A 15,680-nucleotide genomic window follows, 5' to 3' on the forward strand; every position below is an offset into this window, starting at 1 on the left:
ACACCAACGCATGACCAGCACTGCAACGCAGGAATCCGCCCTCCTCGACCGCGTCGCCGACGGCCTCTTCATCGGCGGCGAGTGGGTCGCCGCCGAGGGCGGGAAGACCTTCGAGGTCCGCGACCCGGCCACGGGCGAGGTCATCAAGACCATCGCCGATGCGTCGCCCGCCGACGGCCTCCGCGCCCTCGACGCTGCCGTCGCCGCGCAGGACGCGTGGGCCGCGACCGCACCGCGCGAGCGCGGCGAGATCCTCCGCCGCGCCTTCGACCGGCTGATGGAGCGCCGCGAGGACTTCGCCCTCCTCATGACGCTCGAGATGGGCAAGCCGCTCGCCGAGGCGCGCGGCGAGGTGAACTACGGCGGCGAGTTCCTCCGCTGGTTCAGCGAGGAGGCCGTGCGCATCACCGGCCGCTACGGCTGGAATCCCGAGGGCACGGGCCGCATCGTGGTCGCGCAGCGCCCCGTCGGTCCGTCGTACTTCATCACGCCGTGGAACTTCCCGCTCGCGATGGCGACCCGCAAGATCGCGCCGGCGCTCGCCGCAGGCTGCACCGTCGTCGTGAAGCCCGCCGCACTCACCCCGCTCACGACCATCGCGTTCGTGCAGCTGCTGGAAGAGGTCGGCCTGCCGAAGGGCGTCGTCAACGTCGTCACGACCACGAGCTCGTCGAAGGTCTCGGGTCCGATCATCGCCGACCCGCGCCTGCGCAAGCTCTCGTTCACGGGTTCGACCGAGGTCGGCCGCAAGCTCATCGAGCAGTCGGCGCAGGGCATCCTCCGCACGTCGATGGAGCTCGGCGGCAACGCGCCGTTCGTCGTGTTCGAGGACGCCGACCTCGACAAGGCGGTCGAGGGCGCGATGGTCGCGAAGTTCCGCAACATCGGCCAGGCATGCACGGCGGCAAACCGGTTCATCGTGCACGAGGCGGTCGCCGCCGAGTTCGCCAAGCGCGTCAGCGAGCGCGTCTCGGCGATGCGCGTCGGCCGCGGCACCGAGGACGGCGTGAACATCGGCCCGCTCATCGACGACGACGCCGTGGCCTCGACCCACGAGCTCGTCGAGGACGCCGTCGCCAAGGGCGCGAAGGTCCTCGCGGGCGGCTCGCCGATCGACGGCACCGGCTCGTTCTACGCCCCGACCGTGCTCGGCGACGTCGGCTCCGACGCGCGCCTGCTCCGCGAGGAGATCTTCGGGCCGGTGCTCGGCATCACCACGTTCGCCGACGAGGACGACGCGGTGCGCCTCGCGAACTCCACCGAGTACGGCCTCATCTCCTACGTGTTCACGCAGGACCTCGCGCGCGGTCACCGCATGATCGACCGCCTCGACACCGGCATGATGGGCCTCAACACCGGCCTCGTCTCGAACGCGGCCGCCCCCTTCGGCGGCGTCAAGCAGTCGGGCATCGGCCGCGAGGGCGGCTTCGAGGGCATCCACGAGTTCCTCGACACGAAGTACACCCTGATCCCGGCCTGACCGGGCGAGCGGATGTCGCGACGCGCCTGGCACGTGCGTGCTCGCGTCGCGACATCCGCCCCCTTCGCACAATTCAGGAACTGCTCACGCGTACGCATCAAACGCAGTTCCAGAATTCAGGAGCGGTGGTCGTGACTGGGCACCCGCGCGAGTGAATGTGCGCGACGACCGGGCGGCGCGACCGCCGCGCTCCTGGATTCTGCAACCGGCGCGGACGCGCCGTTCCTGAATTCTGAACAGAAAGAACCAGAACCATGCAACGGATCGACACCGACGTCGTCATCGTCGGCGCGGGCGCCGCGGGCCTCACGGCCGCGACCGAGCTCGTCAGGGCCGGGCGCGACGTCGTCGTGCTCGAGGCGCGCGACCGCGTCGGCGGCCGCCTGCACACCGACGTCATCGACGGCGCCATGCTCGAGGTCGGCGGCCAGTGGGTCTCGCCCGACCAGGACGCCCTCATCGAGACGCTCGACGAGCTGGGCCTCGAGACCTATCCGCGCTTCCGCGAGGGCGTCAACGTCTACATCGGGCCCGACGGCGAGGTCAAGAAGTTCGAGGGCGACATCTTCCCGGTGCCGCCGGCGACCGAGCAGGAGATCCTGACGCTCATCGAGAAGCTCGACGCGCTCGTCGCCGAGATCGACCCCGAGCAGCCGTGGGCGCACCCGCGCGCGAAGGAACTCGACGAGATCTCGTTCGCGCACTGGCTCGAGACCCAGACCGACGACGAGGAGGCGCGCGAGAACATCGGCATGTTCATCGCCGGCGCCATGCTCACCAAGCCCGCGCACGCGTTCTCGGCGCTGCAGGCCCTGCTCATGGCGGCATCCGCGGGCTCGTTCTCGAACCTCGTCGACGCCGACTTCATCCTCGACCGCCGCGTCGTCGGCGGCCTCCAGCTCGTGCCGATCGGGCTCGCGGAGCGGCTCGGCGAGCGCGTTCGCCTGAACCAGCCGGTCCGCACCATCCGGTGGCAGGCGGATGCCGCGCCCGGGCGGGCCGCGGTCGTCGCCGTGACCGACGAGCTCGAGGTGCACGGCCGCGAGATCGTGCTGGCAGTGCCGCCGATCCTCGTGAACCGCATCTCGTACGAGCCGCCGCTGCCGCGCCGCCAGCACCAGCTGCACCAGCACCTCTCGATGGGCTTCGTCATCAAGGTGCACGCCGTCTACGAGACGCCGTTCTGGCGCGAGCAGGGCCTGTCGGGCACCGCGTTCAGCCCGTGGGAGCTCGTGCACGAGGCGTACGACAACTCCAACCACGGCGACCCGCGCGGCACGCTCGTCGCGTTCGTCGCCGACGAGGCCGCAGATGGCGTGTTCCAGCTCTCGGCCGAGGAGCGCAGGGCGCGCATCCTCGAGTCGATGTCGCACTACTACGGTGAGCAGGCCAAGCACCCGGTCGTGTACTACGAGAGCGACTGGGGTTCGGAGGAGTGGACGCGCGGCGCGTACGCCGCGAGCTTCGACATGGGCGGCCTCGCGCGCTACGGCGCCGACCTCCGCGCGCCCGTCGGGCCGATCCGCTTCGCCTGCTCCGACATGGCAGGCAAGGGCTACCAGCACGTCGACGGCGCCATCCGCATGGGCCGCCTCGTCGCCTCGCAGATCCTGGAGGAGCTCGCGTGAGCGACCTGAAGATCGTCGTCGGCTACACCGCGAACGAGGCCGGCGCCGACGCGCTGGCGCTCGCGAACCGCATCGCGACCGCGGCCGAGGCGCTGCTCGAGGTCGTGATGATCCTGCCCTCCGAGGCGCGCAACAGCCTCGTGCCCGCCGACGCGGGATACGAGCGGTACCTGCGCGAGCAGTCGCGCGAATGGCTCGCCGAGGCGTCGAAGCACCTGGGGGCGGATGTCGCGTCGAAGCTGCACCTCCGCTACGCCGAGTCGTACGCCGAGGGCCTCGTCGCGGCCGCCCACGAGTTCGGCGCCTCGCTCATCGTCGTCGGCGCCGCCGGCGGCGGACTGCTCGGCCGGTCCCGCATCGGGTCGGTCGCGAACGAGCTGCTGCATTCGTCCGACGTGCCCGTCGTGATCGCTCCCGCGGGCTCGCGCGAGGTGCCGGCCGGCCGGGGCGTCACGCGGATCACCGCGTGCGTCGGCACCCGGCCCGGCGCCGACGCGCTGCTGGATGCCGGCGTCGAGCTCGCCCGGGCGGCGAATGCGCCGCTGCGCCTGGTCTCGCTCGTGCCCATCGACCTGCCGCACGGGCTCGACCCCGAGCTCGTGAAGCTCACCAGCACCGTGCACGCCGAGGAGGTGCTCGACGAGGCCCGCCGAGCGCTGCCCGACGGGATCGACGCGACCGTCGAGACCGCGACCGGCGCCTCCATCGAGGACGCCGTCCGCGCCCTCGACTGGCATCAGGGCGAGCTCGTGCTCGTCGGCTCGAGCCGCCTCGCGGCGCCGCGCCACCTCTTCCTGGGCTCCACCGCGGCGAAGATGCTGCGCGAACTCCCGGTGCCCATGATCGTGGTGCCGCGCACCACCGACTCCGGAAAGACAGTGCAATGACGCAACCACCCCCCGCCCAGGCCCCGCTCACCGAGGCGACTCGAGCGGTCGCCTCGTCGGATCACGGCATCAGCAAGAAGGGCCTGTCCGCCGGATCGGTCGGCCTCATCGGCGCGGTCGTGATCGCCATCTCGTGCATCGCCCCCGCCTACACGCTCACGGCCGCCCTCGGCCCGACGGTGTCGGAGGTCGGCACGCAGGTGCCGGCGATCATCCTGCTCGGCTTCGTCCCGATGCTCCTCGTGGCATTCGGCTACCGCGAGCTCAACCGCCGCATGCCCGACTCGGGCACCTCGTTCACGTGGGCGACGCGTGCGTTCGGCCCCTGGATCGGCTGGATGGCCGGATGGGGCCTGGTCGCCGCGACGATCCTCGTGCTGTCGAACCTCGCCGGCGTCGCGGTCGACTTCCTGTTCCTCGCGATCTCGCAGATCGTGGGCGACCCCGGGATCGCGGGCATCGCCGCGAACCCGTTCGTGAACGTGGTCGTCTGCCTGCTGTTCATGCTCGGCGCGACGATGATCTCGTACCGCGACATGCAGACCACGCAGAAGCTGCAGTACTGGCTCGTCGGGTTCCAGGTGCTCGTGCTCGTGATCTTCTCGGGCGCCGCGCTCATCGGCGTCGCCAACGGCTCCGCGTTCGACGCCACGCCGATCGAGCTCAGCTGGTTCAACCCGTTCGCCGTCAGCGACTTCAGCGCGCTCGCAGCCGGACTGTCGCTGTCGATCTTCATCTTCTGGGGCTGGGACGTCGCGCTCACCATGAACGAGGAGACGAAGGGCGCGGAGAAGACCCCGGGGCGCGCGGCGACTCTGTCGGTGCTCATCATCGTGGCGCTCTACCTGCTCATCTCGGTGTCGCTCATCGCGTTCGCCGGTGTCGGCGAGGGCGAGTTCGGCCTCGGCAACCCCGACATCCAGGACAACGTGTTCTTCGCGCTCGCCGGTCCCGTGCTCGGCCCGCTCGCGATCCTCGTGTCGCTCGCGGTGCTCACGAGCTCCGCGTCCAGCCTGCAGTCGACGTTCGTGTCGCCCGCGCGCACGCTCCTCGCGATGGGCCACTACGGCGCGCTGCCGAAGAGGTTCGCGCAGGTGAGCCCGCGGTTCTTCACGCCCGGGTACGCGACGATCGTGTCCGCGGTCGTGGCATCCGCCTTCTACGCGGTCATGCGCTTCGTGAGCGAGAACGTCCTGTGGGACACCATCACCGCGCTGGGCATGATGATCTGCTTCTACTACGGCATCACGGCGTTCGCGGCGGTGTGGTTCTTCCGGAAGACCTGGTTCCGCACGGTGCGGGAGTTCTTCTTCACCCTGCTGTTCCCGCTCGTCGGCGGCGTCATCCTGTCGGTGCTGTTCGTCACGACATTGGTCGACAGCATGGACCCGGACTACGGCAGCGGCTCGAACGTCTTCGGCCTCGGCCTCGTGTTCATCCTCGGCATGGTCGTGCTGCTCACGGGCGTCGTGATCATGATCTGGCAGGCGATCACGCGGCCCGCGTTCTTCCGCGGCGAGACCCTCTCGCGCGCAGCGGCCGACTGAGACCGCCCGGGCCGTGCGGCGTACCGCGCGGACCCGGTGCGACACCGCGAACCGCCCCGCCGGCGACACCCGGCGGGGCGGTTCCGCGTCTTCGTCCCTCTGTGCGGGTCGAGGCGCCTCGAGACCACGGATGCCGCGGACGCGTCAGCCGTCGGCGTGTTCCGGAGCCCCGGTGTATGCCGCATACGTGGTGTCGGCCGCACGGCGGGCGGTCGCGGCATCCGCCCCGCTCGCCTCGTGCGCCTCGGCCCACCGGTCGGCGCTCATGCGCTGGAACCGCCGGCCCTCGTCGGTCTGCAGCCACTCGGCGGAGTTGTCGGGGCGCACCTCGCGCGTGGTGAAGTGCAGGGCGAGGCCGAGCAGCGCACCGTCCCAGCCCATGCCGGTCGCGGCGGGGCCGAACTGCTCCCACATCTCGGCGCCGATGTCGTCGGCGAGCGCGACGTGCTCGAGTTCGACACGGGTGTGCACGTCGTCGACCGCGGCGAGGCGCACGGTGAGCCAGGTGACGCCGCCGCCGAACTCCCACGTCACGCCGTACGAGGCGGGCGGGTCGCACGACTCGATCGTGCCGCTCGCGTTGCCCTCCACCTGGTACCGCCCGCCGAGCCGGAGGTCGCCGCTGACCGGCAGGAACCAGCGGGGGATCCGCTCGGCCGAGGTGAGCGCGTCCCACACGTCGCCGATCGGGGCGGGGTAGGTCTGGGCGAGTGTCTGCACGTGGGTGGCGGCGCCGTCGCGGGTGCCGCCCGTGAGGCCGCGGTCGACCGCGTCGATCTGGGCGTCGATGTCCATGTCAGGTCTCCTTCGTCGGTGAAGCGGATGCCGCGAGCCGGCGCGCCCGCGCCGAACGGGCGAGCTCGGTGCCGAGCGCGTCGAGTCGCGGGCGCCAGAACCGCTCGAACGGCGTGAACCACTCGGCGGCCTCGGCGATCGGCTCGGGGTCGAGCGCGTACAGGCGCCGCGTGCCCTCGGCGCGCACGGTCGCGAACCCGGACTCGCGCAGCACCCGCAGGTGCTGCGACACGGCGGGCTGGCTGATGCCGAACTCGCCCTGCACGACGCGCCCGACCTCGCCGGCGGCGAGCTCCCCGTCGGCGAGCAGTTCGACGATCCGGCGTCGGACCGGGTCGCCGAGGATGTCGAGCGCGTGCATGTCTCCATCATTCACTCAAGACTTATATAAGTCAAGACTAAATCTGCTGAGGCACGGCGGCCATGGGCCGAGCGTCCGCGGCGCGAGCCGCTTCCCGGGAATTCCCCGATCGATGCGGGCGCGCGGCTCGCCCGCCCGCACGACTCACGCCATACGGCCCCGACGGGGGCGAAATCGCGTGAGTCGCTGGCCCGCCCGCACGACTCACGCCATACGGCCCCGACGGGGGCGAATTCGCGTGAGTCGCTGGCCCGCCGGCGCGACTCACGCCATACGGCCCCGACGGGGGCGAAATCGCGTGAGTCGTGCGAACGGATGCCGCAGCGCGGGGGTACCGTGACGGCAGGCCGATCACCGGGAGGGCGCATGTCCGAGCACGATCTCATCGCGGCGTGGCGGGCGAGTCGCTGGCACATCATCGCATCGCAGCTGGGGCCGACGTTCCTGCTCACGCTCACGATCTGGTTCCTGCTGCTCGGGCTGGGCGACGCCGAGCCGCCCGTGAAGGTCGCCGCCGCCGGCATCCTGCTCGCGTCGGGCATCCTCGGGGCGGTCGCGCAGGTCAGCGCCGCCGACGAGGGCCTCGCGATCATCGAGGAGTTGCAGGCGCTGCCGGCGGCGACGCCGCTCGGGCGCAGGATCGCGGCATCCGCCAACTGGATGCAGGTCGTGAAGTGGGTGACGCCCACGATCTTCGTGCTGATCTACCTGGCGCTGCTCTGGGCGATCTTCCTCGGCTGACGGCCGCCGCTGGATGTTCGCCGAATGCGCCTTCCGCGGCCGTGACCCGCCCGATAGCGTGAGCCTGGGCGCCCGACGGCGGGCGCGAAGGGGGACCGCACCAATGGCCGCGTACGACGACATCATCGCCAACATCCCGATCTCCGACCTCGCGAGGCGCCTCGGCGTCGACGAGGGCACTGCCCGGCAGGCGGTCGACGAGGCACTGCCGGCCCTGCTCGGCGGCATGGGCGCGAACGCCCAGGACCCGGCCGGCGCCGCGTCGCTCGAGCGCGCGGTCCAGCATCATCCGCCGCAGCTGTTCGAGGGCGGGGTCGACCTCGACGAGGTCGACGAGCAGGACGGCGACAAGATCGTGCACAACGTGTTCGGCTCCAACACCGACCAGGTCGTGCAGAAGCTGGGCGCGTCGGGCGGCGCCGACCAGGGCCTGATCCAGAAGCTCCTGCCGATCCTCGCGCCGATCGTGCTCAGCTTCCTCGCGAGCCAGTTCACCAAGCGCCAGCAGAACCCGGCGCAGGCGGATGCCGGGCCCACGGGCGGCGGCGGCATCGGCGACATCCTCGGCGGACTGCTCGGCGGCGGCGGCGGTGGCGGTGCAGGTGGCGGTGGCGGTGGCATGTTCGGCGGCATCGGCGACGTCCTCGGCGGCCTGCTCGGCGGCGGCAAGCGCTGACCTCGGCGGTCGGCCGGGCGAGCGGATGCGTCATCCGCTCGGCGGACGGACGCCTGCGTAGACTGGCACGGTGCCAGTGAACCCCGAGCTGCAGGGGCGCGACTTCGCGCCCGCCGCGCCGTACCTCGTCGGCCGCGAGAAGGTGCGCGAATTCGCGCGCGCCGTGTTCGCGACCAACCCGATCAACCTCGACGTCGAGGCCGCGCGCGCCGCGGGCCACTCCGACGTCGTCGCGCCGCCGACCTTCGCGGTGGTCGTGCAGGAGCACACGCTCGCGCAGCTGCTCGCCGAGCCCGACGCGGGCATCGACTTCTCCCGGGTCGTGCACGGCGACCAGCGCTTCACCTCGTCGCGCCCCATCGTCGCGGGCGACGAGCTGACCGCGAAGCTGACCGTGTCGAGCGTGAAGACCCTCGGCGCGCATTCGATGGTGACCGCCGAGTCGGTGATCACGGATGCCGCGGGCGCGCACGTCGTGACCGCCATCTCCACCCTCGTCGTGCGAGGAGACGACTGATGCCCGCCGCCACCCTCGCCCCCGACTTCGACGCGCTCGCCGTCGGCGACGTGGTCGCCGAGCGCGAGTTCCACCTCACGCGCGACTCGCTCGTCCGCTACGCGGGCGCATCGGGCGACTTCAACCCGATCCACTACCGCGACGACGTCGCCGCGTCGGTGGGGCTGCCGGGCGTGCTCGCGCACGGCATGCTCACGATGGGCCTCGCCGTGCAGCCCGTCGTCGACTGGGCCGGCGACCCCGGCCGCGTCGCCGACTACCAGGTGCGCTTCACGCGTCCCGTCGTCGTCGACCCGGAGACCGGCGCCGACGTCGCCGTCGTCGCGAAGGTCGGGCAGCTCGACGCCGAGGCGCGCACGGCGCGCGTCGACCTCACCGTGACCTTCGAGGGCGCGACCGTGCTCGGCAAGGCCCAGGTGCGGGTGGTGCTCGCCTGACATGAGCGATCCCGCCACCACGGAGGAGCGCGGCATCCGCTTCGCCGACCTCACCACGCTGCGCGTCGGCGGCCCCGTCGACCGTCTCGTGACCGCCACCACGCCGGCCGAGCTCGTCGGCCTCGTCCGCGAGGCGGAGGCGTCGGGCGAGCCGTGGATGGTGCTCGGCGGCGGATCGAACCTGCTCGTCGCCGACGACGGATTCCCCGGCACGGTCGTGCGCATCGCGACGAGGGGCATCGACGTGCTGCCCGGCGCCGAGGAGGGCACGGTCCACCTCCGCGTGCAGGCCGGTGAGAACTGGGACGATCTCGTTGCCTACACGGTCGAGCACGGCTACTCGGGGCTCGAGGCGCTGTCGGGAATCCCCGGTTCGGTCGGCGCGTCGCCCGTGCAGAACATCGGCGCGTACGGGCAGGAGCTCGCCGACGTCCTCGTCGGGATCGAGTTCCTCGACGAGGGGGCAGACGAGCCGCGCACCATGTCCGCAGACGAGCTCGGGCTGGGCTACCGCACATCGGTGCTGAAGCAGGGGCTTCGCGGCGTGGTGGTCTCGGTCGAGCTCGCGCTGCACGACACGGCCGCCGAGCGCGAGGTGCTCGGCGAGGCGGTGGGTCGCCCGGTCGCGTACGCGCAGCTGGCGCAGGCGCTCGGCGTCCAGCTGGGCGATCGCGTGCCCGTCGCGCGCGTGCGCGAGGCGGTGCTCGCGCTCCGCTCGGGCAAGGGCATGGTGCTCGACCCCGGCGACGCCGACTCGGTGAGCGCCGGCTCGTTCTTCACCAACCCGATCGTCACCGAGCACGTCGCGCGCACCCTGCCCGGCGACGCGCCGCGCTGGTACGTCGAGCCCGACGAGCCCGACGAGGTGATCCCGCTCGCGGAGCTCGAGGCGGCCTCGCCGCTCGATGCCTTCCTCGCGCACCAGGCCGAGCTCGAGCGCGCCGAGCAGCAGGCGACGGATGCAACGCCGGGGGAGCCGCTCGTGAAGCTCTCGGCCGCGTGGCTGATCGAGCACAGCGGCATCCGACGCGGGTTCGCCCTGCCCGGCTCGCGGGCCGGCATCTCGACGAAGCACACCCTCGCGCTCACCAACCGGGGCGGCGCCTCGGCCGAGGAGGTCGCGCAGCTGGCGCGCTTCGTGCAGGGTCGCGTGCAGGCCGAGTTCGGCATCACGCTGCATCCCGAGCCGATGCTCGTCGGCCTCGAGCTCTAGGAGGCCGGCTCCGCCGCGGACTCGATCGCGTCGACGGTCAGCCCGCGTCGCGCTGCGCCAGGAGCTCGTCGCGCACCTGTCGCCGCAGCACCTTGCCGATGAGCGAGCGCGGCAGCTCGTCGACCTGCACGACGCTCCTCGGCACCTTGTAGGGGGTGAGGCTCTCGCGGCAGAAGTCGCGCATCGCGCCGGCGTCGAACACGGCGCCCTCGCGCAGCTCCACGGCCGCCGTGACCTCCTCGCCGCCCGATTCCCGCGGCAGGCCGACGACGGCGGCGCCGCGCACGTCCGGGTGGCCGAGCAGCACGCCCTCGACCTCCGACGGCGAGACGTTGAAGCCGCCCGTGATGATGAGCTCCTTGAGCCGGTCGACGATCGTGACGAACCCGTCGTCGGAGACCCGCACGATGTCGCCCGTGCGAAGCCATCCGCCCGGCAGCAGCGTCTCGGCCGTCTCGGAGGGTCGCCGCCAGTAGCCCTCGAACACCTGCGGACCGCGGAGGAGGAGCTCGCCCTCCTCGCCCATCGGCCGGTCCTCGGTCGGCTGCTCGGGATCCACGACGCGGATCTCGGTGCTGGGGAACGGCACGCCCACCGTGCCGGGCCGGCGGGTCGGCCCCATGGGGTTGCCGATCGCGACCGGTGAGGATTCGGTCATGCCGTAGCCCTCGACGAGGAGGCCGCCGGTCACCCCCTCCCAGCGGTCGACCGTCGCGGTGGGCAGCGCCATCGCACCGGAGATCGCGAACCGGATGCTCCGCAGCGGCGCCGTCCCCCGCTCCTCGGCGGCGCGAGCCAGCGCATCGTAGATGGGCGGCACCGCCGGAAGGAACGTCGGCGGCGAGTGCTTCGCCGCACCGAAGACGAGGTCGACGTCGAACTTGGGGAAGAGCACGAGGCGTGCGCCGATGCTCATCGCGAACGTGAGGCAGAGGGTCATTCCGTAGGCATGGAAGAGCGGCAGCACCCCGTAGAACACCTCGTCGCCCTCCCGGAGGCCGGGCACCCATGCGCGCCCCTGCATGGCGTTGGCCCGCAGGTTGCGATGGGTGAGCACGGCGCCCTTCGGCACGCCCGTGGTGCCGCTCGTGTACTGCAGCAGGGCGGTATCGGTGAGCGCGGGCCGCGGATGCCGCTTCGAGAGCGGGCGCGAGTCCTGCACGTCGTCCCACTCGAGGACCCCCCGTGCGGTCGGCCTGGTCGTGAGCGCTGCACGCGACGCGCGCGCCTTCGGGATCGGCAGCCGCAGCGCGATCCGCTTCGCGAGGGGCAGCGCGCGGGTGAGGTCGACCGCGATGATGCGAGCCGGGCGGATGTCGCGGGGGAAGTCGGCGACCGTGTCGGCGACCGCGTCCCACACGATCGCCACCGTCGCGCCGTGGTCCTCGAACTGGTGGCGGAGCTCGCGCGCCGTGTACAGCGGGTTGTGCTCCACGACGACGGCCCCGAGCCGGAGCACGGCGTAGAACGCGACGACGTGCTGCGGGCAGTTCGGCAGCACGATGCCGACCCGGTCGCCGGCGGCGACGCCGAGGCGACGGAGCCCCTCGGCGGCCCTGGCGATCTGCTCGCCGAGCTCCCGGTAGCTCGTCTCGGCACCGAAGAACTCGAGCGCCGTGCGTCGTCCGAACCGGGCGATCGCGTCGTCGATCAGGTCGACGAGCGTCTGCGTCGGCTCCTCGATCTCGTGCGGAACGCCCGTGGCGTAGTGCTCGAGCCACGGCCGCTGCTCGTACGGGTTCATCGGGTTCCTCCCATCGGCTGGGCCGCGGTTCGCACCGCCGGCCGGTAGACGTCGACCGCGCCGGGCACGATCCGCACCGTCGTGCGGTAGCCGGGGGCCGACAGGTCGGCGGATGCCGCCGTCGGGCCCTCCAGCGCGACCTCGCCGTCGTGCGCGAACCCGGGCGCCTGGCCCCGGCGGGGCCGCACGTCGACGCTGAGCTCGGTCGCGGTGAACGCCTCGACGCGCTCGGGGATGAGCCGCAGGCGCCGGAGCAGTCCGGCCGATCGACGGCCGAACGCCAGCGACGCGACCGCCCGGATGTGCGACCCGGCGTGGAGCACCCGCACCTCGAGCAGTCCGTCGTCGAGGTACTGGCGCTGCAGCGGCGCAGGGGTGTCGTGGTCGTTGCGCCCGACGCCGACGAAGAGCGTCCACACCTGCGTGCGGCGTCCGTCGATCACCACGGCGGTCGGAGCGGCCCGGCGCAGCACGCCCTCTGCGGCGACCACGCCCGCGAGCCACTTGTTCCGCAGGCGCCGCTGCAGCGCATCGCGCGCGGCGACGAAGTCGGGGTAGACGCCGACGGATGCCGCGTTGATGACCGTGATCGGCTCGGCGTCGCCGAAGACGAGCTCCGCGACATCCGCGCGCACGCCCTCGCCTCGCTGCAGCGCCTCGACGGCGACCTCGGGGGAGGAGATGCCCGCCGTGCGGGCGAAGTGGTTGAACGTGCCGCCGGGCACGATCAGCAGCGGCAGGCCCGCGCGCCGTGCCTCGTGCGCGACGGACGCGACCGATCCGTCTCCGCCGCAGACGCCGAGGATACGCGGCGGAACGGGACGGGCGAGCGCCTCGCGCACGACCGCGCCGAGGTCCTCGCCGTCGTCGAGGATGCGGACCTCGGCGCGTGGCAGCCGCTGCTCGATCACCTCGATCGGGTCGGCGCGCACGACGCTGGTGCCCGAGGAGCGGTTGACGACGACGAACGCACCCTCGCCGTCGGGTGATGCCGGCAACTGCCGGTCCGAGCCCGCGGGCAGCGGCGGAGGCGGAGGGCCGGGTCGTGGGCGCACCGCCGCGGCCCCGACGGCCGCGACGCCCGCGCCGAGCGCGAGCCCGCCGAGGACGTCGGAGAGCCAGTGGGCGCCGACGTGCAGGCGCGAGTAGGCGACCCCGACTGCGACGGGCGCGATCGCGGCGCCCAGGCGCGGCGCCTCGAAGGCGACGCCGGTCGCGAAGGCCGCGGCGCTCGCGGAGTGCCCCGACGGGAACGTGCGGCTCGACGGCTGCACCGGCAGGCGCCGCCCGATCGGGACGTCCTCGAGCGTCGGCCGGTCGCCGCCGAACACGCGCTTGGCGATGAGGTTGGTGAGCGCGCTCGCCGCGACGAGCGAGAGGATGCCGCGTGCCGCAGCCCGGCGACGCCCGACCACCGCGAGCACGCCCGCGATCGTGAACCACAGCACGCCCTTGTCGGCGAATCCGGTGAGCCGCGACCAGAACCGGTCGACGTTGGGATGCGAGTGCCATCCGTTCACGCGACGCGCGGCCGCGGCATCCGCTCGCTGCGCCCATGCCGGCAGCAGGCGCGCGCGGCGAACGGCGACGCGTACGCCGGTGACGACCCCCATCAGCCCAGCGTACGACCCATGGTCGAGGCTCGCCGCAGGCGCGGCTCGCGACCGCGGTCTCGAGACGGCGGTCGCGCCTCCTCGCCCACCGGGTGTCAGAGCAGCCCGAGTTCCATCGCGCGGGTGACCGCGCGAGTACGGTCGCTCACCTCGAGCTTCGCGAACGCGTTGATGAGGTGCGTCTTCACGGTCGCCTCGCCGATGTGCAGCAGCCGTGCGATCTCGGGGTTGGAGCGTCCGTCGGCGACGAGTCGCAGCACGTCGAGCTCGCGGGGCGACAACGCCGGCGCAGGCCGGGCCGCGGCTGCCGCGCCCCGACGCACCCGCGAGACGAGCTTCGCCGCGATCGACGGCGCGAGCACGGTCTCGCCCGCGGCGACCGAGCGGATGCCGGCGAGGATCTCCTCCTGCGGCGCCGCCTTGAGGAGGTAGCCGCTCGCGCCGGCCTCGATCGCGGCGAGGATGTGGTCGTCGGTCTCGTACGTCGTCAGCACGAGCACCCGGGTGGTGCCGCCCGCGTCCGCGAGGATCCGCTCGGTCGCGGCCGCGCCGTCGAGCACGGGCATGCGGAGGTCCATGAGCACGAGGTCGGGCCGCAGCTCGACGGCGAGCGCGACCGCCTCGGCTCCGTCGACGGCCTCGCCGACGACCTCGATTCCCGGCTCGGACTCGAGCAGCCCGACGATGCCCGAGCGGACGATGGGGTGGTCGTCCGCGACCACGACGCGGATCGGCAGGGCGCCGTCCTGAGGCTCTCGAAGGGCGCCGTCCTGAGGCTCTCGAAGGGCGCCGTCCTGAGGTTCTCGAAGGGCGCCGTCCTGAGGTTCTCGAAGGGTCATGCGCGCGCCTCCTCCTCGCCGGCCGAGGCCTCGGCCGCGGCATCCGCTCTCGGCACCGTCACGCGGAGCACCGTGCCGCCGCCCTCACCCGGGCCGAAGTCGACGCGGCCCCCGACGAGCGCGACCCGGTCCCGCATGCCGGCGAGGCCGAAGCCGACGTCGCCCGCGACGGCGTCGCCCGGACCGACGCCGTCGTCGCGCACCTCGAGCGTCACCTCGTCGGCATCGGTCGCGACGGTCACCTGTGCGGCGGCGGCCCTGGCGTGCTTCCGCACGTTCGCGAGCCCCTCCTGCGCGCAGCGCAGCAGCACGACCTCGAGTTCGCGGTCCAGGTCCGCGGCATCCGTGGTCGCCGACACCCGCACGCCGGTCTCGCGCTCGAACGAGGACGCGAGCCGCCGGAGCGCCTCGGCGAGCCCGGCCCCGGGATCGACCGGTGCGAGCGAGGCGACGAGCCCGCGCGCCTCGGTGAGCGCCTCGCGGGCCATCTGCTCCATGAGCTCGAGGTCGCTGCGAGCGGATGCGACGGTCGCGCCGTCGACGACGGCGAGCCGGCGCTCGGTGCGCTGGGCGACCATCACGAGCCCGGTGAGGCTCTGCGCGATCGTGTCGTGGATCTCGCGCGCGAGCCGCGCCCGCTCATCCGCAACTCCCGCGTCGCGGTGCATCGCCGCGAGCTGGCCCTGCGCGGACTGCAGCTCGTGGAGCAGGCGTGCGCGTTCCTCGCCGTACATCGCGATCCGGGTGACCCAGAGCCCGAGTGCGATGCTGAAGCCGACCGACAGCGCGGCGACCGCGGTCCCGGTGATCAGGCCACCGGGCCAGGATCGCACCGCGTAGCCGACGACGATCGCGACGGCGATGAGCAGGTTCGCGACGATCGCGCTGCGCGTCGACGGCGAGGTCGACCAGACGAACGGGTAGAGGAAGGCCTGCAGGATCGCGAACGACGGCTCGATCGAGGTGCCGATCCCGAGCAGCACCGCGTAGGCGATGGCGACCGCCAGGTGCAGGCGGGGCGACGCCACCGGCACGCATCGGCGGCCCCACGCGAGGTGGACGAGCAGGAACGCCCCCGCAGTCGCCCAGGTCGCCGCGTCGTCGGCTCCGAACGGCGGGTCGAGCAGGCTGATCGCGACGATGACCACCGCGACCGCGACCGCCGCGGCATCCCACCACCGCACGTTCTGCATGAGATCAGG

Annotated in this window: 15 protein-coding genes; 9 read left to right on the forward strand and 6 right to left on the reverse strand. The window is 72.6% G+C overall.

Features of this window, described 5'->3' with window-relative positions:
• Positions 1-10 precede the first annotated feature (10 nt).
• From ACULK4_RS02115 to ACULK4_RS02130, 4 genes are all read left to right on the forward strand, one after another.
• Positions 11-1,480, forward strand: coding sequence for an NAD-dependent succinate-semialdehyde dehydrogenase (locus tag ACULK4_RS02115; protein ID WP_445964807.1), 1,470 nt, complete (start codon positions 11-13; stop codon positions 1,478-1,480).
• A gap of 254 nt (positions 1,481-1,734) precedes the next feature.
• On the forward strand, positions 1,735-3,108 hold the full coding sequence (locus ACULK4_RS02120; RefSeq protein WP_445964808.1) for a flavin monoamine oxidase family protein: 1,374 nt from the start codon (positions 1,735-1,737) through the stop codon (positions 3,106-3,108).
• Positions 3,105-3,995 carry a universal stress protein gene (locus ACULK4_RS02125; protein WP_445964809.1) on the forward strand — a complete coding sequence of 297 codons (891 nt, stop codon included), beginning with the start codon at positions 3,105-3,107 and terminating at the stop codon, positions 3,993-3,995. The genes ACULK4_RS02120 and ACULK4_RS02125 overlap by 4 nt, the downstream gene beginning before the upstream one ends.
• Positions 3,992-5,542 carry an APC family permease gene (locus tag ACULK4_RS02130; RefSeq protein ID WP_445964810.1) on the forward strand — a complete coding sequence of 517 codons (1,551 nt, stop codon included), beginning with the start codon at positions 3,992-3,994 and terminating at the stop codon, positions 5,540-5,542. The genes ACULK4_RS02125 and ACULK4_RS02130 overlap by 4 nt, the downstream gene beginning before the upstream one ends.
• A 144-nt stretch (positions 5,543-5,686) precedes the next feature.
• Here the strand turns inward: ACULK4_RS02130 and ACULK4_RS02135 are convergent, their stop codons facing one another.
• Both ACULK4_RS02135 and ACULK4_RS02140 read right to left on the reverse strand, forming a co-directional pair.
• Positions 5,687-6,337 (reverse strand): SRPBCC family protein, encoded by a 651-nt coding sequence (locus tag ACULK4_RS02135; RefSeq protein WP_445964811.1) that lies wholly within the window; start codon positions 6,335-6,337, stop codon positions 5,687-5,689.
• Position 6,338: 1 nt separating this feature from the next.
• Positions 6,339-6,698 (reverse strand): ArsR/SmtB family transcription factor, encoded by a 360-nt coding sequence (locus tag ACULK4_RS02140; RefSeq protein WP_445964812.1) that lies wholly within the window; start codon positions 6,696-6,698, stop codon positions 6,339-6,341.
• A gap of 366 nt (positions 6,699-7,064) precedes the next feature.
• Between ACULK4_RS02140 and ACULK4_RS02145 the strand changes: the two genes are divergently transcribed.
• The 5 genes from ACULK4_RS02145 (at position 7,065) to ACULK4_RS02165 (ending at position 10,282) form a co-directional block, all read left to right on the forward strand.
• The gene (locus ACULK4_RS02145) at positions 7,065-7,439 is read left to right on the forward strand and encodes a hypothetical protein (RefSeq protein WP_445964813.1); all 375 of its coding nucleotides are present in this window, start codon (positions 7,065-7,067) and stop codon (positions 7,437-7,439) included.
• Positions 7,440-7,542: 103 nt separating this feature from the next.
• Entirely contained in the window at positions 7,543-8,115 is a 573-nt protein-coding gene (locus ACULK4_RS02150; protein ID WP_445964814.1) for a DUF937 domain-containing protein, read from the forward strand.
• A 70-nt stretch (positions 8,116-8,185) separates the two neighbouring features.
• The gene (locus tag ACULK4_RS02155) at positions 8,186-8,632 is read left to right on the forward strand and encodes an FAS1-like dehydratase domain-containing protein (protein ID WP_445964815.1); all 447 of its coding nucleotides are present in this window, start codon (positions 8,186-8,188) and stop codon (positions 8,630-8,632) included.
• Positions 8,632-9,069, forward strand: a complete 438-nt coding sequence (locus ACULK4_RS02160; protein WP_445964816.1) for a MaoC family dehydratase — start codon at positions 8,632-8,634, stop codon at positions 9,067-9,069. The genes ACULK4_RS02155 and ACULK4_RS02160 overlap by 1 nt, the downstream gene beginning before the upstream one ends.
• 1 nt (position 9,070) lies before the next feature.
• On the forward strand, positions 9,071-10,282 hold the full coding sequence (locus tag ACULK4_RS02165) for a UDP-N-acetylmuramate dehydrogenase (protein WP_445964817.1): 1,212 nt from the start codon (positions 9,071-9,073) through the stop codon (positions 10,280-10,282).
• A 37-nt stretch (positions 10,283-10,319) separates the two neighbouring features.
• Here ACULK4_RS02165 and ACULK4_RS02170 read toward each other — a convergent pair whose 3' ends face one another.
• The 4 genes from ACULK4_RS02170 to ACULK4_RS02185 all read right to left on the reverse strand — a co-directional run bounded on the left by ACULK4_RS02170 (position 10,320) and on the right by ACULK4_RS02185 (position 15,671).
• The gene (locus tag ACULK4_RS02170) at positions 10,320-12,026 is read right to left on the reverse strand and encodes a long-chain-fatty-acid--CoA ligase (protein ID WP_445964818.1); all 1,707 of its coding nucleotides are present in this window, start codon (positions 12,024-12,026) and stop codon (positions 10,320-10,322) included.
• A complete protein-coding gene (locus ACULK4_RS02175) occupies positions 12,023-13,639 on the reverse strand; it encodes a bifunctional phosphatase PAP2/diacylglycerol kinase family protein (RefSeq protein WP_445964819.1) in 1,617 nt (538 codons plus the stop codon). Before ACULK4_RS02175 ends, ACULK4_RS02170 begins: the two co-directional genes overlap by 4 nt.
• 95 nt (positions 13,640-13,734) lie before the next feature.
• Positions 13,735-14,478: a response regulator gene (locus tag ACULK4_RS02180; protein WP_445964820.1), complete on the reverse strand. Its 744-nt coding sequence runs from the start codon at positions 14,476-14,478 to the stop codon at positions 13,735-13,737.
• The gene (locus ACULK4_RS02185) at positions 14,475-15,671 is read right to left on the reverse strand and encodes a sensor histidine kinase (protein ID WP_445964821.1); all 1,197 of its coding nucleotides are present in this window, start codon (positions 15,669-15,671) and stop codon (positions 14,475-14,477) included. The genes ACULK4_RS02180 and ACULK4_RS02185 overlap by 4 nt, the downstream gene beginning before the upstream one ends.
• Positions 15,672-15,680: the final 9 nt, after the last annotated feature.

The organism is Agromyces selenitireducens, from assembly GCF_052748465.2.